Raw genomic sequence first — 16,202 nt, forward strand, 5'->3', positions numbered from 1 at the left:
AAAACTAGAGGTGAAAAAATGGAAAGATTACAAAAGGTCATTGCCTATGCAGGTGTTGCGTCAAGGCGCAAGGCAGAGCAATTGATTTTAGAAGGTAAAGTTAAAGTAAATGGTGTAGTGGTTCGTGAGTTAGGAACAAAGGTATCTAATTCCGATACAATTGAAGTAGAAGGTGTAAAACTAGAAAAAGAAGATAAGGTATATTTCTTACTTTACAAACCACGTGGAACAATTTCTGCAGTTACAGATGATAAAGGACGCAAAACTGTCACAGATTTATTTCATCATATTCCGCAACGTATTTTCCCAGTTGGTCGTCTTGATTATGATACATCTGGATTATTGCTATTGACAAATGATGGAGAATTTTCCTATATGTTGACACATCCGAAATTTAAAATTGACAAAACATATATCGCTCGTGTCAAAGGAGTGCCAACAATTGAAGGGCTTAAAAAGCTTCAACGAGGGATCAAATTAGAGGATGGAAAGACAGCACCTGCTAAGGTAAGTATGACATCTTTCGATGAAAAAGCGGGCAAAGCTATTTGTGAAATTACGATTCATGAAGGGCGCAATCGCCAAGTTCGTCGTATGTTTGAAGCGATTGGAACACCCGTTGTTAAATTAAAACGCGAACGCTTTGCTTTTTTAGATTTATTTGGTCTTGCTCCAGGAGAATATCGTGAATTATCAAAGCATGAAGTAAAGCAACTACGTGTGTTAGCAGAAACAGGAAAGCTTGATTAATGCAATGTTGCCAGAAGAAAGTGTGGATACCAATAGAGGTATTTGGATGTTTACACTTTCTTTGTGGTGAAATCGTTCATAAATCATTCATAATTAATAGCTAAGTGTTTTTGTATCATTTTGCTATAATAGGTGAGAATAGTACACCTAGTAGCAGTTTGTTCAAAAAAGCTGTAACACATTTAATCCGGTATTGTTGACGTCAATGTGAAAGAAGCTTTTACATATTTATAGACGTATAGAGAGTGAAAAAGTTCTATTTGTTTCTTCAATATGTAAAAGCAACGCAAGCCGTAATTGATAGGGGGTTTATTAACTTGGAGAAAAAGAAAAAACGTCTTGTACTGCGAACTGTCATTTTAGCTGTGTTAGCGTTGGCAATCGGGTACACAGTATATGGAACAGCAACAAAGGAAAAAGTAGAGTTAGTAGCAGTAGGCTCTGAGGCACCTGACTTCACGTTAGTAGATTTAAACGGTGAAAAACATAAATTGTCGGATTATAAAGGGCAAGGGGTATTTTTAAATTTCTGGGGAACTTGGTGTAAGCCTTGTGAGAAGGAAATGCCCGCAATGGACAATCAGTATCAAGAATTTAAGGATCACGGTGTACAAACATTAGCTGTCAATATTGCTCAAACAGATTTTGAAGTACAGAATTTTGTCGATCGATATGGGTTGTCATTTCCAGTAGTTATCGACAAAACAAAAAGTGTTATGACTGCTTATAATGTAGGACAATTACCTGCAACAGTGTTAATTGATCCAGAAGGCAAGGTGGCCAAAATTATTACAGGTGAAATGACGGAGAAAGATATTGCTTCGTACATGGAATTAGTGAAGCCAAATAAGGAGTAATGACGATGGAAAAAATCATTTGTGCTTGTGGTCATAGTAATCCATACGGCACGAAGCTTTGTGAAAAATGTGGTCGTCCTTTAACCGAAGAAGAAAAACAAAATAAAGTTGTTGATATGCGCTATGATGGTATGGCCATTCGCTCCAAAACATATAACAAATCATTTGTTGATAAAATATGGAATTTCTTCTCAAGTGTTAAAGTTGGTATATCCTTAATTATTATCACATTAATTGCTGCTTCAGTCGGAACATTACTACCGCAAGAGTTTTACGTAAAAGCTTCTGATATGGAGAAGGGGGCTTATTACGCAGACGTATATGGTACATTCGGTAAAATCTATTATACGTTGGGGCTTTCGGATTTATATAGCTCATGGTGGTTCCAGATTTTAGTTGGTATGCTAGCAGTTTCAATTATAGTGGCAAGTCTTGACCGAGGCATTCCACTTTATAAATCATTAAAGAATCAACGTGTTAAAAGACATGAAAGCTTTATGAAGCGCCAGCGCATTGTTGCAGAAGGACAAGTGTCAGCGAGTGCGGAGGAAACGCTTGATAAAGTGGCTCAAAAAATGACTGAGATGAAGTATTCTGTTCGTCGAGATGGTAGCGCTCTCTTAGCTGAAAAAGGACGCTTTTCTCGTTACGGTCCGTACATAAACCATGTAGGTCTCATCATTTTTTTAGGTGGGGTCATGCTACGTCTAGTTCCAGGCTTCTATGTTGATGAATCGATATGGGTGCGTGAAGGTGAAACACGAGCTATCACTGGAATGGAAGGCTATTTCATTGAAAACCGTGACTTTATTTTAGAAACACATGATAATACACCTCAAGGTGAGCAAGTTAAACAGGGTGTGAATGTAGTGGCTAAAAACTTCCAGACCGATATTACACTTTACAAGCAACCTGAAGACGCATTGCCTGGGGATACGGAAAATCTAGAAAAAGTAAAAGACTATTCTATTCGTGTAAACCATCCTTTGAAAGAAGATGGCTTTGCTCTTTACCAGATGGATTATCGTCTAAATGAATTAAAACAGATGAACTTTGAATTAATTAATAAGACGACAGAGAAATCATTAGGTAAGGTAGAGATTGATTTAACAAATCCTAAAAAAGAATATGATTTAGGGAATGGTTCATCCGTTCAAATTCTTGTCTATACACCTGATTTTGATGGATTTGAAAATGGAGAACCTCAGACTAAAACGTCTATTCCAAATAATCCTGCATTTTTATTTAAAATGACTACACCAGAAACTCCTGAAGGAGAAGTAAGCTTTGTTGAAATTATGCAGCCTCCTTTAGAACCACTGGGTGAAAATAAATACAGAATGAAATTTGCTAGTGCAGAGATGCGTGATATGTCAGGTATTACGGTGCGAAAAGATAGTACCATCCCTATTCTGTTTGTTGGTGGGGTCATCTTTATGATCGGTGTTGCCATTGGCTCTTACTGGAATCATCGTCGTTTATGGCTTCAAGTGGAACCAGACGGCCGTGTGTTAATGGCTGCCCATGTCAACAAAAATATGTTCAGCATGAAAAAGGATTTAGATGCTGTTACAACATTTGCTGCATTGCCTCCGTATAAAGATCAGTTAGAGAAAGATGAGGCTGGCGAAGAGTCCACTACTGGTGGCATTAAAGAAAAGGAAGGTGACAACACCTTATGAGTTTGATTGACTTAAGTGGAAACTTACTATTTGTAGCGTTTATTGCTTATCTAGTTGCGACATTATTATTTGGTGGTTCAATTAAGCAAGGTAATGCTACTGGTAAAAATACTGGCAAATGGGGCAAGCTTGCCATTGTGGTTACTATTATTGGTTTCCTATCACAGCTTGGCTATTTTATTACGCGTTGGATTTATACAGGACATGCGCCAGTAAGTAATATGTTCGAATTTACAACTGCCTTTGGTATGTTCATTGTCGGCGCGTTTATCTTAATTTATTTTATTTATCGTTTGACTGCACTTGGATTAGTGGCACTGCCTGTTGCGCTTTTGATTATTGCTTATGCAGCAATGTTCCCGAAAGAAGTAAGTCCATTAGTGCCTTCATTACAAAGTCATTGGTTAACAATTCACGTTATTACAGCAGCATTAGGGCAATCTATTTTAGCCATTAGTGCTGTGGCAGGACTTATTTACTTATTAAAAGTAGTAGATTTAACAAAGCCCTCTAAACAACGTTTTTGGTTAGAAGCCGTCATGTACTGTCTTGTAGTAGTTGTTGGATTTGTCGCGGTAACATCTACATTTAGTGCTATGGATTATGAGTCTAGCTATAATTATGTGGATAAAGAAGGTACTACTCGTAAAATTATTTACAATTTACCTCCAGTATTCGGTATGAATGAATATGAAGTGATAGAAGAACATGGCATGTCGCCATTAGTAGAAATGCCAGCGTTAATCAATGCTAAAAAATTAACAACCGTTGTTTGGTCATTATTGGTAGGATCTGTGTTGTATTTATTAATTCGTTTAATAGCTCGCCGTCGAATTAGTGCCATTTTCCAACCACTTGTTAAACGTGTCAATTTACAATTACTTGATGAAATTGGTTATCGTTCAGTGCTGATTGGTTTCCCTGTATTCTCCCTTGGTGCTTTAATCTTTGCGATGATTTGGGCACAAATTGCTTGGAGTCGTTTCTGGGGTTGGGATCCAAAAGAAGTATGGGCTCTTATTACATGGTTATTCTATGCAGCATTCCTGCATTTACGTCTATCAAAAGGCTGGGAAGGTCGAAAATCTGCTTGGTTAGCACTAATTGGTTTTGGGATTATTTTATTCAACCTAATTGCTGTTAACTTAATTCTTGCAGGTTTACACTCCTACGCGTAACCTGTGAAGCAACAAGCCTTTTCGCTGTAGCGAAGAGGCTTTCTTTTCTTTTCAATATGTGTCACACCATGTACAATAGAAGTTAGAGAAAGATGGAAGAGAGGGATCGTGAAAGTGTCAGAAAATATTTCAGTATTAGTAGTAGATGACGAGGATCGTATTCGCCGCTTATTAAAAATGTATCTTGAGCGAGAAGGATACCTTGTTGACGAGGCCGAAAATGGAGAACAAGCGATCGAGAAATCTTTAGAAAAAGAGTATCACTGTATTTTACTTGATATTATGATGCCTGAAAAAGATGGGCTAGAAGTGTGTGCAGAAATTCGAGAGCGCGCAGCAACACCAATTATTTTATTAACTGCCAAAGGCGAAGAAGCGAACCGTGTACAAGGCTTTGAGCTTGGTGCAGATGACTATATCGTAAAACCATTTAGTCCTCGTGAGGTTGTGTTACGTGTGAAGGCTATTTTACGTCGTTCACAGGCTTTCTCACCAACGACTAATGCATCTTCTTCAAAAGATTTAGTGGTGTTCCAACACTTAATGATTGATCATGATGCACACCGTGTGACTGCAGAAGGCATTGAGGTTAATTTAACACCGAAAGAGTATGAATTGCTGTACTTTTTAGCGAAATCGCCAGACAAAGTATTTGACCGTGAACAACTACTAAAAGAGGTATGGCATTATGACTTCTTTGGTGATTTACGCACAGTAGACACACATGTAAAACGTTTACGTGAAAAGCTCAACCGAGTTTCTGAAAACGCTGCTAAAATGATTGTGACGGTTTGGGGCGTTGGATACAAATTTGAGGTTGTCAATGAATAGAATATGGAATAGTGTTGTCGGGAAGCTATGGGTAACCATATTGCTTCTCGTTTCATTTGTATTATTTGTTTTCACGGTATTAATGCTTGAATTTCTTCAAAATTACCATATGCAGCAAGCAGAAATTTCATTGCGACAAACAGCAGCAACGGTAGCAAGTATAGTAGATGACAATGAAACAGCCGAATCTACCTCTGAATTATTAAAAGATATTTTACCTACAGGGACCAATGCATTGATCGCTATCAGTCATGTTGAAGTGTCCTTTGCGATGCAAGAGGGTGTCAACAAAAAAGAAATACAAGATACTATATTAGCCAATAAATCTTTTCATGAAGTGTTTCAATCAGATGAGCCGATTATTAAAGAAATGATGATGCCTTCTTCAACTGATCAAGAAAAGATGGAATCTTATGTCGTACTTGGTTTTCCCCTAAATGTTGAAAATGCAGTACATGGAGCTGTCTTCATCTACCAAAGCCCAGATGCGCTACATAAAACGTCTAAGGAAACTACGAAAATTGTCTTTTTAGCAGCCTTTATAGCATTTGTGCTGACGACATTCTTCGCATTCTTCCTTTCTTCACGTATAACTTCGCCATTAAGAAAAATGCGTGAATTAGCTTTTGAAATTGCAAAAGGGAATTTTGAAGCGAAAATGCCTACTACCCAAAATGACGAAATTGGTCAGCTTGCCGTTGCCTTCAACCAAATGGGCCGTCAATTAAAGCATAATTTAGAGGTTATCAATCAAGAAAACGAACAGCTTTCTAATATTTTGACATCTATGACAGATGCAGTGATTACGTTTAATCGGGATCGTACAATATTATTAAGTAATCCACCAGCCGAGCGTCTGATGCAAAAATGGTTTGTCAACAAAGGCTCCCAAAGTGCTAAACCAATTCCACCTGAGCTGTATCATATGCTTGATCATGTACTGATGTTTGAGGATAAACTAGAAGAGGAAATTGAAATGGATGGCAGCTATTATACATTTACCATTAGTCCTCTTTATAGTGGGGAAATGATACGTGGTGCTGTCGCTGTTATTCGTGATATGACTGAACAGCATCGCTTAGAAAAACTAAGATCGGATTTTATTGCGAATGTCTCTCATGAGCTTCGGACACCGATTGCCATGCTTCAAGGTTACTCAGAAGCATTAATGGATGACGATTTTATTCAGGATCAGGAAGAGCGAAATGAGATTACCAAAATTATTTATGATGAATCGAAGCGAATGGGTCGCCTTGTGACAGATTTATTAGATTTGGCACGTATGGAATCAGGGCATATGACGCTTTATAAAGATGAATTACCAATTAATTCTACTTTTGAACGTATTACACAAAAATTTGCACAGGTAGCAAAAGAAAAGCACGTTCGTCTGCTGTTTGAGAGTGAATTTAATGACGAGGCCATGATTAATATAGATGAGGATCGCATTGAACAAGTGCTTACAAATTTAGTTGACAATGCCCTGAGACATACAGATGAAGGGTCTGTGACTGTAAAAGTAGAGCAGGAGCCGACATTTGCTAAAATATCTGTTCAAGATACAGGACATGGCATCCCTCAAGAGGACTTACCCTATGTCTTTGAACGTTTTTATAAAGCAGATAAGGCACGTACTCGTTCCAAGGGTGGAACTGGTCTCGGCTTAGCCATTGCTAGAAATATTGTCAAGGCACACTCAGGTAATATTATGGTAGACAGTGTGTTGAAAGAGGGTACGACCTTCACGTTTTATTTACCGTTCGATTAATAACAAGTATTGCTATTAATTGGCTGTAACTTCTATGAATGTAAGACGACAAATATTATAGAACGGGGGTGGAGTGCTTTGAATGACTCCGTGTTCCATCGACTATACGATGCATATCACCAAGACGTGTTTCAGTTTTTAATATATTTAGTAAAAAACCGTACACTTGCCGAAGATTTAGCACATGAAGTTTATGTACGAGTGTTGCGCTCATACGATCAATTTGCAGGCAATAGTAGTGAGAAAACTTGGCTATTTGCTATTGCTAAAAATGTAGCAATTGATCATTTTAGAAAGCAAGCTGTACGTCAAAAGCATTCACATGATTTCTTTGACTGGGAAACGGAACAGCTCCATTCAACCACGCCATCACCGGAAGATATGCTACAGGCCAGTGATGAATTTATGCAGGTAGAATCAGCACTTGAAAACTGTACAGGCGACCAAAAAATGGTCATTATTATGCGCTATTTTCAAGATTTATCGATTGCAGAAACAGCGCAAATACTAGATTGGACAGAAGCTAAGGTAAAAACGACCCAGCATCGAGCCATTAAATTTTTAAGGCAACAGCTACAGCCGATTAGAGAACAGGAGGCGAAACGGCAATGACGCATAAGCCATTTGATGATGAACAGCTTGAACATGTCTTGAACAATGCCCCTAAGCTTTCTGACCGCCGTTCAAAAGAAGAAATATTAAATCGGTTAATGGCAGATGCTCGCTTGCAGGATAATAGTCACCTACAAGAAGCGATACAACAACCTATAGAGAATGAAGAAGCACAACAAGAAAGTAAATCTTTAATACAAGATGAACGACCATCACGATTTAAGTTCCGAAAAATGCCGATTTTTACGAGTGTAGCAGCAGTTTTCGCGATAACGGTACTCGTTGGCTTCATGTTCATGAATAATGACGCTAGCCAAAAAGATCTAGCTAGTACGCCAGAAACGGCTAATTACTCTACGTTACAGGAAGATCGTTCTGCTAAAGAGGCAGCTACCCAGGATGAGGCACTTCAATCCAGTATTGTATCGGAGCATGAGCGTATGCTATCTTTACGGTCGTCTGTCTATGAGGAAGATGTGAAAGATGCTGTCGTTTTCCGTATTGGTTTGGCAGGACGCGATGCAGAAAGTGTTCCAATGACATATGTGATACCAAATGAGCGTGTAGCAACTGATTTTGGAACTGAAAAGCCTTCTACCCTACAGATGTATGAAAAATATGCTCCTCAAATAGATGAAGAAGCCAAAGGGTTTACGGATTATCATCCTTTTAAAGGTGAACTGAAGGAGAAGGAAGACAAGCTTGTCCACGTATTACCAAAGGACAATGACTATGATGTTGCATCAGCTACCGTTAATGAGTACAAAGGGACTTTAGAGGATACCTTCTCGGATTCTGAATATACGGAAGTTGAGATTCAAAATGAAGATGGCACACCTTATGAGTTTTCTCAGGAGAGTGAGCCAAGTCAAGCCATGTCATTAACAAACGCCAAGCATTTTAATTATTATTTATACCAAGATGGTAGTGGGGCAGAATATCTGTCACCAGATTTCCGTCAAACATTTGCTAATGTTACAGAGGCACTTACACTAATGAAAAACAAAAATGATGATGTTTATGTAACAGTGGTTCCTGAAAATGTAACATATACCGTGAAAGAGGAAGCAGAAGGTGTAGTCGTAACATTCGATATTCCCTTAGATTTAGCATCGATGGAGCCAATTCGCGCTACCCAATTGATTGAAGCTATGATGTTAACTGCTGCTAGCTTTGACCAACAATTACGCTTGGATAATGTGGTCCAAGAAAGCTGGGAAGGATTCGATTTAAAAACGTATTTGCCCAAGCCTGTGGGGCCAAATAAACAATATATGCCTTAGTCAAAATCAAAAATGGAGCATTCCTGTAACATGGAATGCTCCATTTTTACAATACTTACAAATCTAATCGGAATTTTTTAAGCAGAACTATTTACTTTTTCTTAATAATTAATTATAGTAAGGTTGTAGTATAAAATAATATGATTCATCTTCGGGGCAGGGTGAAAATCCCGACCGGCGGTAATAGAGTGGTGAACCGTTAATGTTTCCATTAACTCGAATGGTTTATGCTTCGCTCTTCAGCCCGCGACCTGTGCAAATTTATTTGCATGGCTGACTTGGTGTGATTCCGAGGCCGACAGTTAAAGTCTGGATGGGAGAAGATGGAGGTACGATCGTCATTCATTGTTATGAAATAAACTATGACCGAGCGCTTTTTTGTATGGCTTTTTAAACAGTGCTCAAAAATAGTTTAAATTGACGCTTATTCGTCATGCCTTTCTCCCTTGTGCTCTTTATGCATAAGGGTTTTTTCGTGCTAACAATTGAAAGATCGTCACCTTTCTTCTTGCGAGATTGAATCAGCAAAGAGGAGAGAGTTTTCTATGAAGAAAAATGTTAAACTTCAATCGTTTATTACGATTGGCATGCTGAGCAGTATTTCGTTTTTATTAATGCTTTTTAATTTCCCAATTCCACCATTCCCAGCATTCTTGGAAGTCGACTTTAGTGATATGCCTGCATTAATAGCAGCCATCACAATGGGGCCTGTAGCTGGTATTTTAGTAGAATTATTTAAAAATGTATTGGATTGGATTTTCTCTGGAACGCCAACAGGTGTGCCAGTAGGTCATATTGCCAACTTTGCAACAGGTATTTTATTTATTTTGCCTGTAAGCCTTATTTTTAATCGCTTTAAAACAATTGCTGGTCTTGTTGGAGGTTTAGCGACAGGAACAGTCGTAATGGCAGTAGGGATGAGTATTTTAAACTACGCAGTATTTTTACCGATGTACACATACTTCTTAGGAATGGAACCGGTTGTAGGTGACTCACTTTATAAAATGATTATCGCTGGGATTTTACCATTTAACATTGTGAAAGGTGTTTTATTAACGGCTATTATGGCGTTTTTATTTACAACTATGCGCAAGTGGATCGACCGCCAGCGTTCTATCTATATAACAAAATAATTTTTACTAACCTCGGGTGAACATACCTGAGGTTTTTTTTTGGAAGGAATGATGGATAGGGAAAGGTGTGAAGAAAAGAAAGGCAAAACTAACGGATAAATATAGAAAAAAGTAATGGAGTAAAATAGCTAACTAGTACTTTATAATTATAATCTAGTCGAAAGCTATATTTTCATGTAAAATAGAGAAGAGTTTAGAATGTTTGAGGAGTTTGAAGAGATGAGTGGAAAAAAAGGACAATGGTCTAGTAAATTAGGTTTTATTTTAGCGTCAGCTGGTGCGGCGATCGGACTAGGGGCAATTTGGAAACTTCCTTATGTAACAGGACAAAGTGGTGGAGGAGCATTTTTCCTTATCTTTGTGTTATTTACCTTGTTAATAGGACTACCGATGTTATTGTCCGAGTATGTTTTAGGACGTGGTACACAATCCGAGGCTGTAACAGCGTATAAAAAAATTGCTCCAACTAAGCCAGGATGGGCCTGGATTGGTCGAATGGGCGTGCTAGGCTGTTTTTTATTATTAACTTTTTATAGCGTTGTTGGAGGTTGGATCTTTATTTATAGCGGGCTAGGTGTAGCTGGCGCGGTAATTGATCCAGCAGTAGATCCTGCTGAATTATTTGGAAAAATTATAGGCACGCCTTGGATTACGCTAGTTGGTCTAGTGTTGTTTACATTAGCCAACGTACTTGTGATTTCATTAGGTGTACAAAATGGGATTGAAAAGGCCAATAAATGGATGATGCCGTTACTTTTCATAATGTTTATTGTCCTTGTTGTGCGTGCAGTTACATTAGATGGGGCAATGGAAGGGGTAAAATTCTTCTTATGGCCTGATTTCTCGAATATTACGGGTAAGGCATTATTAGAAGCCTTAGGGCAATCGTTCTTTGGGTTAGCAGTAGGTTTTTCTTGTCTAGTTACATATAGCTCTTATCTAAAAAAAGATGTCAGTCTTCCGAATTCAGCGGGTTCTGTAGTGCTGTTAACCGTGCTTGTTTCATTTTTAGCAGGTTTAGCGATTTTCCCTGTTGTGTTCGCCTTTGATTTAGAGCCAGCAGCGGGTCCAGGTTTGCTATTTATGGTGCTACCAACAGCATTTAGTCAAATGCCATTTGGTGAAGTGTTTTTAGCCATGTTTTTATTGCTATTTTTATTTGCTACATTAACGTCATCATTTAGTTTATATGAGATTATCGTCGCGGCATTTATGGAGCATAGTCAGAAATCCCGTCCAATGTGGACACTTTTACTTGGTATAGTCGTATTTATTGCAGCTATTCCAGCAGCACTTTCTTCGAGTGTTTTATCGGATATAATGATTTTTGAGAAAAGTATCTTTGATGCAACCGATTTTTTAGTGTCGAATATCATGCTTCCGCTAGGGAATTTATTCATTGCTATTTTTATTGCCTATGTAGTGGATAAAGATTTTGTGAAGAGAGAATTGCTAACGGGTAGTCAAATGGGACAAGGGTATTATTCGACATATCGTATGTTAATGCTAGTTGTTGTACCGATTATCATTCTAGTTGTGTTTGTTAATATGCTACTGCAGTATTAAAGAAAAGGTATATTTCGTCATAGGAAAAATACCTTCTCTTAGTGTTAAAAACATAACAGTCAATAGAAAGGTAGAAATGGATTTCTATTGCAAGGCTACTTGCTTTCCTGTGGGCGAGTGCCAGCAGCTTCCTCCGTGTAGGGGCTCACCTGTCTCGTTAATCCACGGGAGTCAAGAAGCCTTCCACACCAACCCAAAAAATCTCAATCTTTTTAGCAAAGGTTTTCAAATAAAGTAAAGGAGTTCATTACCCTTTTATGAAGAGGTGTTGTCACTCATCACTTCTCCACATTGAAAATAAGAGCCTATCCCCTCTAAGTATACAAATAATGGGTAGATTTGATCGCTATGCTACTATGAGGTAAAGACACTTTGTAGAATGGTTGATAGCGTCACTCCTATGGGATTTAGCGGCTCATCGGACGCCCCCCCTGGAAAGGACGCTGGCGGAACGGAAATCAACCTCTCGCCTTGCAAAGTTACTATTTCTACCGTTGACATCTTCTTTTTTAACAACATAAAAAGGTGTATTCCGTCTAATAGGAATACACCTTTTATTATGATTATAGAGATTAATAATCGTTAAGTGATAGCTCACCTAGCCAATCTTCTTTAATAATCTTCCTTGCTTGTTCTTCACTTTCGGCAATAGGGAATACTTTATCAACCTGTGAAATAGCGAATAAGTTGCGAATGAAATCATCGACGACAATAATGGCGATTTTCTTATCTTTTACAGACACCTTCTTAGCAAAATTAACGATCATCCCGAATCCAGTACTATCAATATTTGTTACCCTTTGCATATCGATAATGTATCCGTGTTTTGTGTCTAAGCTAAGTGTTTGCAGCTCTGACTTTATTTCTTCAATCATCCCGTATTCTAAATCGCCTGTAAACGCAATCACAATATAATCAGCCTTTGTGTCAATATTCATTGCAATTTTCTTCTGATTCATCCTATAGCGCCTCCATTTTTCTTTTCTTGTTTGGGGATTTATTCAAACTTAAATTTATTCACTTCATTTTGTAATTTATCAGCAATTGATGATAACTCATCTGAGCTTTGTGTAATTTCGGCAACAGTCGCATATTGCTCTTCTGAGGTTGCGGCAATCTCTTCTGTAGCTGCTGCAGCGTCCTCGATGATGCGAGAAATATCTTGAATGGCTTGTTGCACATCTAGGGAGTTGTCGTTAACATGTGTAAATGCCACTTTCATTTGTTCGACACCTTCTTCAGTTTCGACAACTTTCTCCACGATTTCTTTTAAGGCACTTCCGCCTTTATTGATGATCGTTACTTGCTCCTCGACAGCTAGTAAATTACTTTCCATTGTTCGTACGGTCACAGATGTTTCCGCTTGGATATCATTAATAAGATTAGTAATTTGTCCAGCTGCTAAACTTGACTGTTCAGCTAATTGACGAACCTCTGATGCAACGACAGCAAAACCTTTCCCTTGATCACCTGCTCGTGCTGCCTCGATGGCCGCATTGAGTGCTAACAGATTCGTTTGTTCTGCGATGCCAGTGATAACGGTAATAATACCACCAATTTCTTCAGAGCGCTTGCCTAATTTTTGGATAGAATCTGTTGCATAAGACACTGTTTTCGTAACATCACTTAGATGCATAATCGCTTCATTGATGGCTTCTTCTCCTTTACGTGCGATATGAGTGGATTCGATAGCGCTATTTAAAGTGATTTCAGCTTTTTGTAAGCTCTTTGATACTTCCTCAAGCGTTTTTTGCATCATTGAAACTATTCGTTCAGCCTGATCAGATTGAGTGGTAGTACCAACGGCGATTTCATTCATTGTTAGTGCGATCTGATTAGATGCTTCACTTGTTTGATGTGATGATTCTGCCAAAGTGTGTGATGACTTTGCAATTTGATGTGCACTACCAGCCACAATTTTTATCGTCTCTGTTAAATGATTTTTCATACTACTAAATGCGCGTGCTAATTCAGCGATTTCATCTTTGCCTTTAGGGTTTAACAGTTTAACATTTAAATTTAGTTCTGCTAGTTCCTTGGCATTGGTACTTAGAATGTTAATAGGATTAACAATTTGCTTTTGTAAGAACCAACTAATTCCTCCGATCATTACAATGGCGATCACTAAGGAAATCGCTACATTCTCCAGTGCTGATTTTGTGGCAATGCTTATATAAGGAGCGGTAGGGACAGCGGTTGCCCATACACCGATAACCTCGCCTTGACTATTTACAATCGGATCATAGGCTGCTTGATGCAAACTTCCTAAGACATTGGCAGAGCCGATAAAGCGCTTTTTTTCTCCTAGTACAACAGTAGCAACCTCGTCAGAAACCTTTGTATTTAAAGCGCGTTCACCATTATCCACTATATTGGTACTTATACGCGTATCGTTTTGAAAGATGGATACAGCATTCCCGTTTGTGAGTTCTCCAACTTTATCAGCTACCTCAAAGTTTTCTACCATATTGATATCGCCCTTATAGAGTTGGTTGTTTTTAATGGACCATTCACCAGGATATTTAGCGTCTAAATATTCATAGCTCAACTGTATATCTGATAAAAGCTTTGTATCAGCACTTTCTAATAGATTGTTCTTGGCAACAAAAAAATTGACTCCTGCTAAAAGGGAAGTAAGTAAAATAATACAACCAAATATAAGCAGATTCATTTTCTTTCGTATAGATAACTTCATTAAAACGCCCCCAATTTTACGTTTACTTTATAGATGAATCTTTTTGGAAATACCAACTAAAAATTTTGTTTCAGAAATATTTTCGAACCAAATATGGTCGACCATATTTTTGACAAAAAATAAACCGCGTCCACGATCAGCATAATCAAATTTGTCTAAATCGAATTGAAGAACTTTGTCCCAGTCCTTTTTGTCAATGCCTTTTGCTTCGTCAGTGACTGTTATTTTTATCTCTTCGTTTGATTGAGTTACTTGTATTTGAATCTTCTTTTGAGCGGGTGTATTAATTTTTCCCATAGCCTCTACGGCATTGATGACTAGTTCATGAACAACAAATCTTAACTCTCGTTTATAAGGTAGATTATATAACTCTGTATAATTCTCCATTACTTGATCAATAAAGGCTATAGCTTGTGTATCAGGATTTACATTGAGTGTGAATTCCATCTTCAATCACCTACCCTTTAATGTAATTGTTATTGAAACGACTGTGATGTCATCGCTGTAATCATTATCAAATAAATTGTACTTTTGAGAAAACTTTTGTAGTGCATAGCTGTTATCCTGTGAAGCATAGGCGTAGAAAAAGTCCATATCAATTGAGTTTTGCTCGTTCAATGTTAATAATCCATCCGTATAAAGAATAATACGATGCCAGCCTGATAAAGGTATTGTTTTTTTATTTATTTGAATAGTAGGGAATAGTCCGAGGATAGGCGTATTCGCTGGGAGGAAGACTGTTTCTCCAAATTTTCCAAATAAAAAACCAGAAGGGTGAGCCGCATTCACATAGTGCAAAGTGCCGTTTTTTGTATCTAGAAGTATGTAGATTGCTGTCATTAAAAAACGGTCCATATCCTCATCAGAAAATAGCTCGTAAATTTGGCGGTTAAGTTCTTGGATTACGGCTACTGGATCAATTAACTTAGTAATCATTCCTTTTAATAATGATCTGATGGACATAGTAACGAGTGATGCAGCTATGCCATGCCCCATTGCATCGTACAGAAGAATGGCGGTTAAATGGTCATTAATCTTAAACCAGCAGTACATGTCACCTCCTAGTGTATTGGATGTTACGTAAAGACCATCAACCTGTATTTGCTCAAGATTTAATGGAGGAGATAGTGCGTTCTTTTGGAATTTTTTTGCAACAAATAAATCTTTTTGAATCATACTTTCTTGCTGCTTTCGAAGCTTGGCTTCCCTCTGATATTTTAAGGCTACTTGAATTCGAGTCTTAAAATGAGTAAAATCAAACGGCTTTAAAATAAAGTCGAAAATGCCTGCTTCAAAAACCCTATCGATTGTTATGTTTTTTTCGTAGGTAGTAGATAGAAGGATAGGGACATCTATCCAATTTTTAAGTACATGAATGTGCTGACAAATTTCCTCGCAATTGCTGAGTGTCATTTTCGTGTCAAGTACGATTAATTCCAGCTCATCTTTCAAAGCTGAATCTACTAAATAGTTCATTGCTGCTTCCGTTGTTGAAAAGCAATAAATATTGGGGATGCTGATACGATGAAAATACTTTTGCAGACGTAGCACATCATTACTTACGCTGCCAATAATTAATACTGACATGCCTACTTAATTCACCGCCTTATGTATCTATAACTAAATATTTCCTGGAAGCCAACATAATGATTTCTAACCATAATTATATACTCCGTATTTACTGATAATATGAATAAATTAAAATTCTAATTTGCTATAAATTTACCAATAAATATCGCATTATACAAGGCTTTTGTGATATAAAGTAAAACTTAATCAATAGGATTTTTGACATCTTGGTTCTTGGATAGGGTTCACGGGTTATCTTTTTAACGATGTTCTTGATA

Annotated in this window: 14 protein-coding genes and 1 riboswitch; of the genes, 10 read left to right on the forward strand and 4 right to left on the reverse strand. The window is 37.8% G+C overall.

Annotated elements, in window-relative coordinates; translation table 11 throughout:
• The first annotated feature begins 18 nt into the window (after positions 1 to 18).
• The 10 genes from LBYS11_RS05990 to LBYS11_RS06035 all read left to right on the forward strand — a co-directional run bounded on the left by LBYS11_RS05990 (position 19) and on the right by LBYS11_RS06035 (position 11,660).
• On the forward strand, positions 19 to 750 hold the full coding sequence (locus LBYS11_RS05990; protein WP_004232209.1) for a pseudouridine synthase: 732 nt from the start codon (positions 19 to 21) through the stop codon (positions 748 to 750).
• 317 nt (positions 751 to 1,067) lie between these two features.
• On the forward strand, positions 1,068 to 1,607 hold the full coding sequence (resA, locus tag LBYS11_RS05995) for a thiol-disulfide oxidoreductase ResA (protein WP_004232210.1): 540 nt from the start codon (positions 1,068 to 1,070) through the stop codon (positions 1,605 to 1,607).
• A gap of 5 nt (positions 1,608 to 1,612) precedes the next feature.
• Complete coding sequence (locus LBYS11_RS06000; protein ID WP_054550608.1) at positions 1,613 to 3,289, forward strand: cytochrome c biogenesis protein ResB; 1,677 nt, start codon at positions 1,613 to 1,615, stop codon at positions 3,287 to 3,289.
• Positions 3,286 to 4,467 carry a c-type cytochrome biogenesis protein CcsB gene (gene ccsB, locus LBYS11_RS06005; RefSeq protein WP_048391290.1) on the forward strand — a complete coding sequence of 394 codons (1,182 nt, stop codon included), beginning with the start codon at positions 3,286 to 3,288 and terminating at the stop codon, positions 4,465 to 4,467. Before LBYS11_RS06000 ends, ccsB begins: the two co-directional genes overlap by 4 nt.
• A gap of 114 nt (positions 4,468 to 4,581) precedes the next feature.
• Positions 4,582 to 5,298, forward strand: a complete 717-nt coding sequence (locus tag LBYS11_RS06010) for a response regulator transcription factor (RefSeq protein WP_004232215.1) — start codon at positions 4,582 to 4,584, stop codon at positions 5,296 to 5,298.
• The gene (locus LBYS11_RS06015) at positions 5,291 to 7,066 is read left to right on the forward strand and encodes an ATP-binding protein (RefSeq protein ID WP_048391287.1); all 1,776 of its coding nucleotides are present in this window, start codon (positions 5,291 to 5,293) and stop codon (positions 7,064 to 7,066) included. Before LBYS11_RS06010 ends, LBYS11_RS06015 begins: the two co-directional genes overlap by 8 nt.
• A 78-nt stretch (positions 7,067 to 7,144) precedes the next feature.
• On the forward strand, positions 7,145 to 7,678 hold the full coding sequence (sigX, locus tag LBYS11_RS06020) for an RNA polymerase sigma factor SigX (protein WP_009370717.1): 534 nt from the start codon (positions 7,145 to 7,147) through the stop codon (positions 7,676 to 7,678).
• Positions 7,675 to 8,961: an RNA polymerase subunit sigma gene (locus tag LBYS11_RS06025; RefSeq protein WP_103117643.1), complete on the forward strand. Its 1,287-nt coding sequence runs from the start codon at positions 7,675 to 7,677 to the stop codon at positions 8,959 to 8,961. Before sigX ends, LBYS11_RS06025 begins: the two co-directional genes overlap by 4 nt.
• Positions 8,962 to 9,104: 143 nt before the next feature.
• Positions 9,105 to 9,290: riboswitch (FMN riboswitch) on the forward strand.
• A gap of 216 nt (positions 9,291 to 9,506) precedes the next feature.
• Positions 9,507 to 10,094 carry an ECF transporter S component gene (locus LBYS11_RS06030; RefSeq protein WP_103117644.1) on the forward strand — a complete coding sequence of 196 codons (588 nt, stop codon included), beginning with the start codon at positions 9,507 to 9,509 and terminating at the stop codon, positions 10,092 to 10,094.
• A 219-nt stretch (positions 10,095 to 10,313) separates the two neighbouring features.
• Complete coding sequence (locus tag LBYS11_RS06035) at positions 10,314 to 11,660, forward strand: sodium-dependent transporter (RefSeq protein WP_233732498.1); 1,347 nt, start codon at positions 10,314 to 10,316, stop codon at positions 11,658 to 11,660.
• A gap of 572 nt (positions 11,661 to 12,232) precedes the next feature.
• Here LBYS11_RS06035 and LBYS11_RS06045 read toward each other — a convergent pair.
• The 4 genes from LBYS11_RS06045 to LBYS11_RS06060 are packed head-to-tail and all read right to left on the reverse strand — an operon-like array spanning position 12,233 to position 15,942.
• Complete coding sequence (locus LBYS11_RS06045; protein ID WP_009370722.1) at positions 12,233 to 12,619, reverse strand: STAS domain-containing protein; 387 nt, start codon at positions 12,617 to 12,619, stop codon at positions 12,233 to 12,235.
• 38 nt (positions 12,620 to 12,657) lie between these two features.
• Complete coding sequence (locus LBYS11_RS06050; RefSeq protein WP_048391281.1) at positions 12,658 to 14,355, reverse strand: methyl-accepting chemotaxis protein; 1,698 nt, start codon at positions 14,353 to 14,355, stop codon at positions 12,658 to 12,660.
• Between the two features lie 27 nt (positions 14,356 to 14,382).
• Positions 14,383 to 14,802 carry an ATP-binding protein gene (locus LBYS11_RS06055; protein WP_103117647.1) on the reverse strand — a complete coding sequence of 140 codons (420 nt, stop codon included), beginning with the start codon at positions 14,800 to 14,802 and terminating at the stop codon, positions 14,383 to 14,385.
• A gap of 6 nt (positions 14,803 to 14,808) precedes the next feature.
• Positions 14,809 to 15,942, reverse strand: a complete 1,134-nt coding sequence (locus tag LBYS11_RS06060) for a response regulator (RefSeq protein WP_048391278.1) — start codon at positions 15,940 to 15,942, stop codon at positions 14,809 to 14,811.
• Positions 15,943 to 16,202 lie beyond the last annotated feature (260 nt).

The organism is Lysinibacillus sp. YS11, assembly GCF_002896375.1.
Lineage (GTDB): Bacteria > Bacillota > Bacilli > Bacillales_A > Planococcaceae > Lysinibacillus > Lysinibacillus capsici.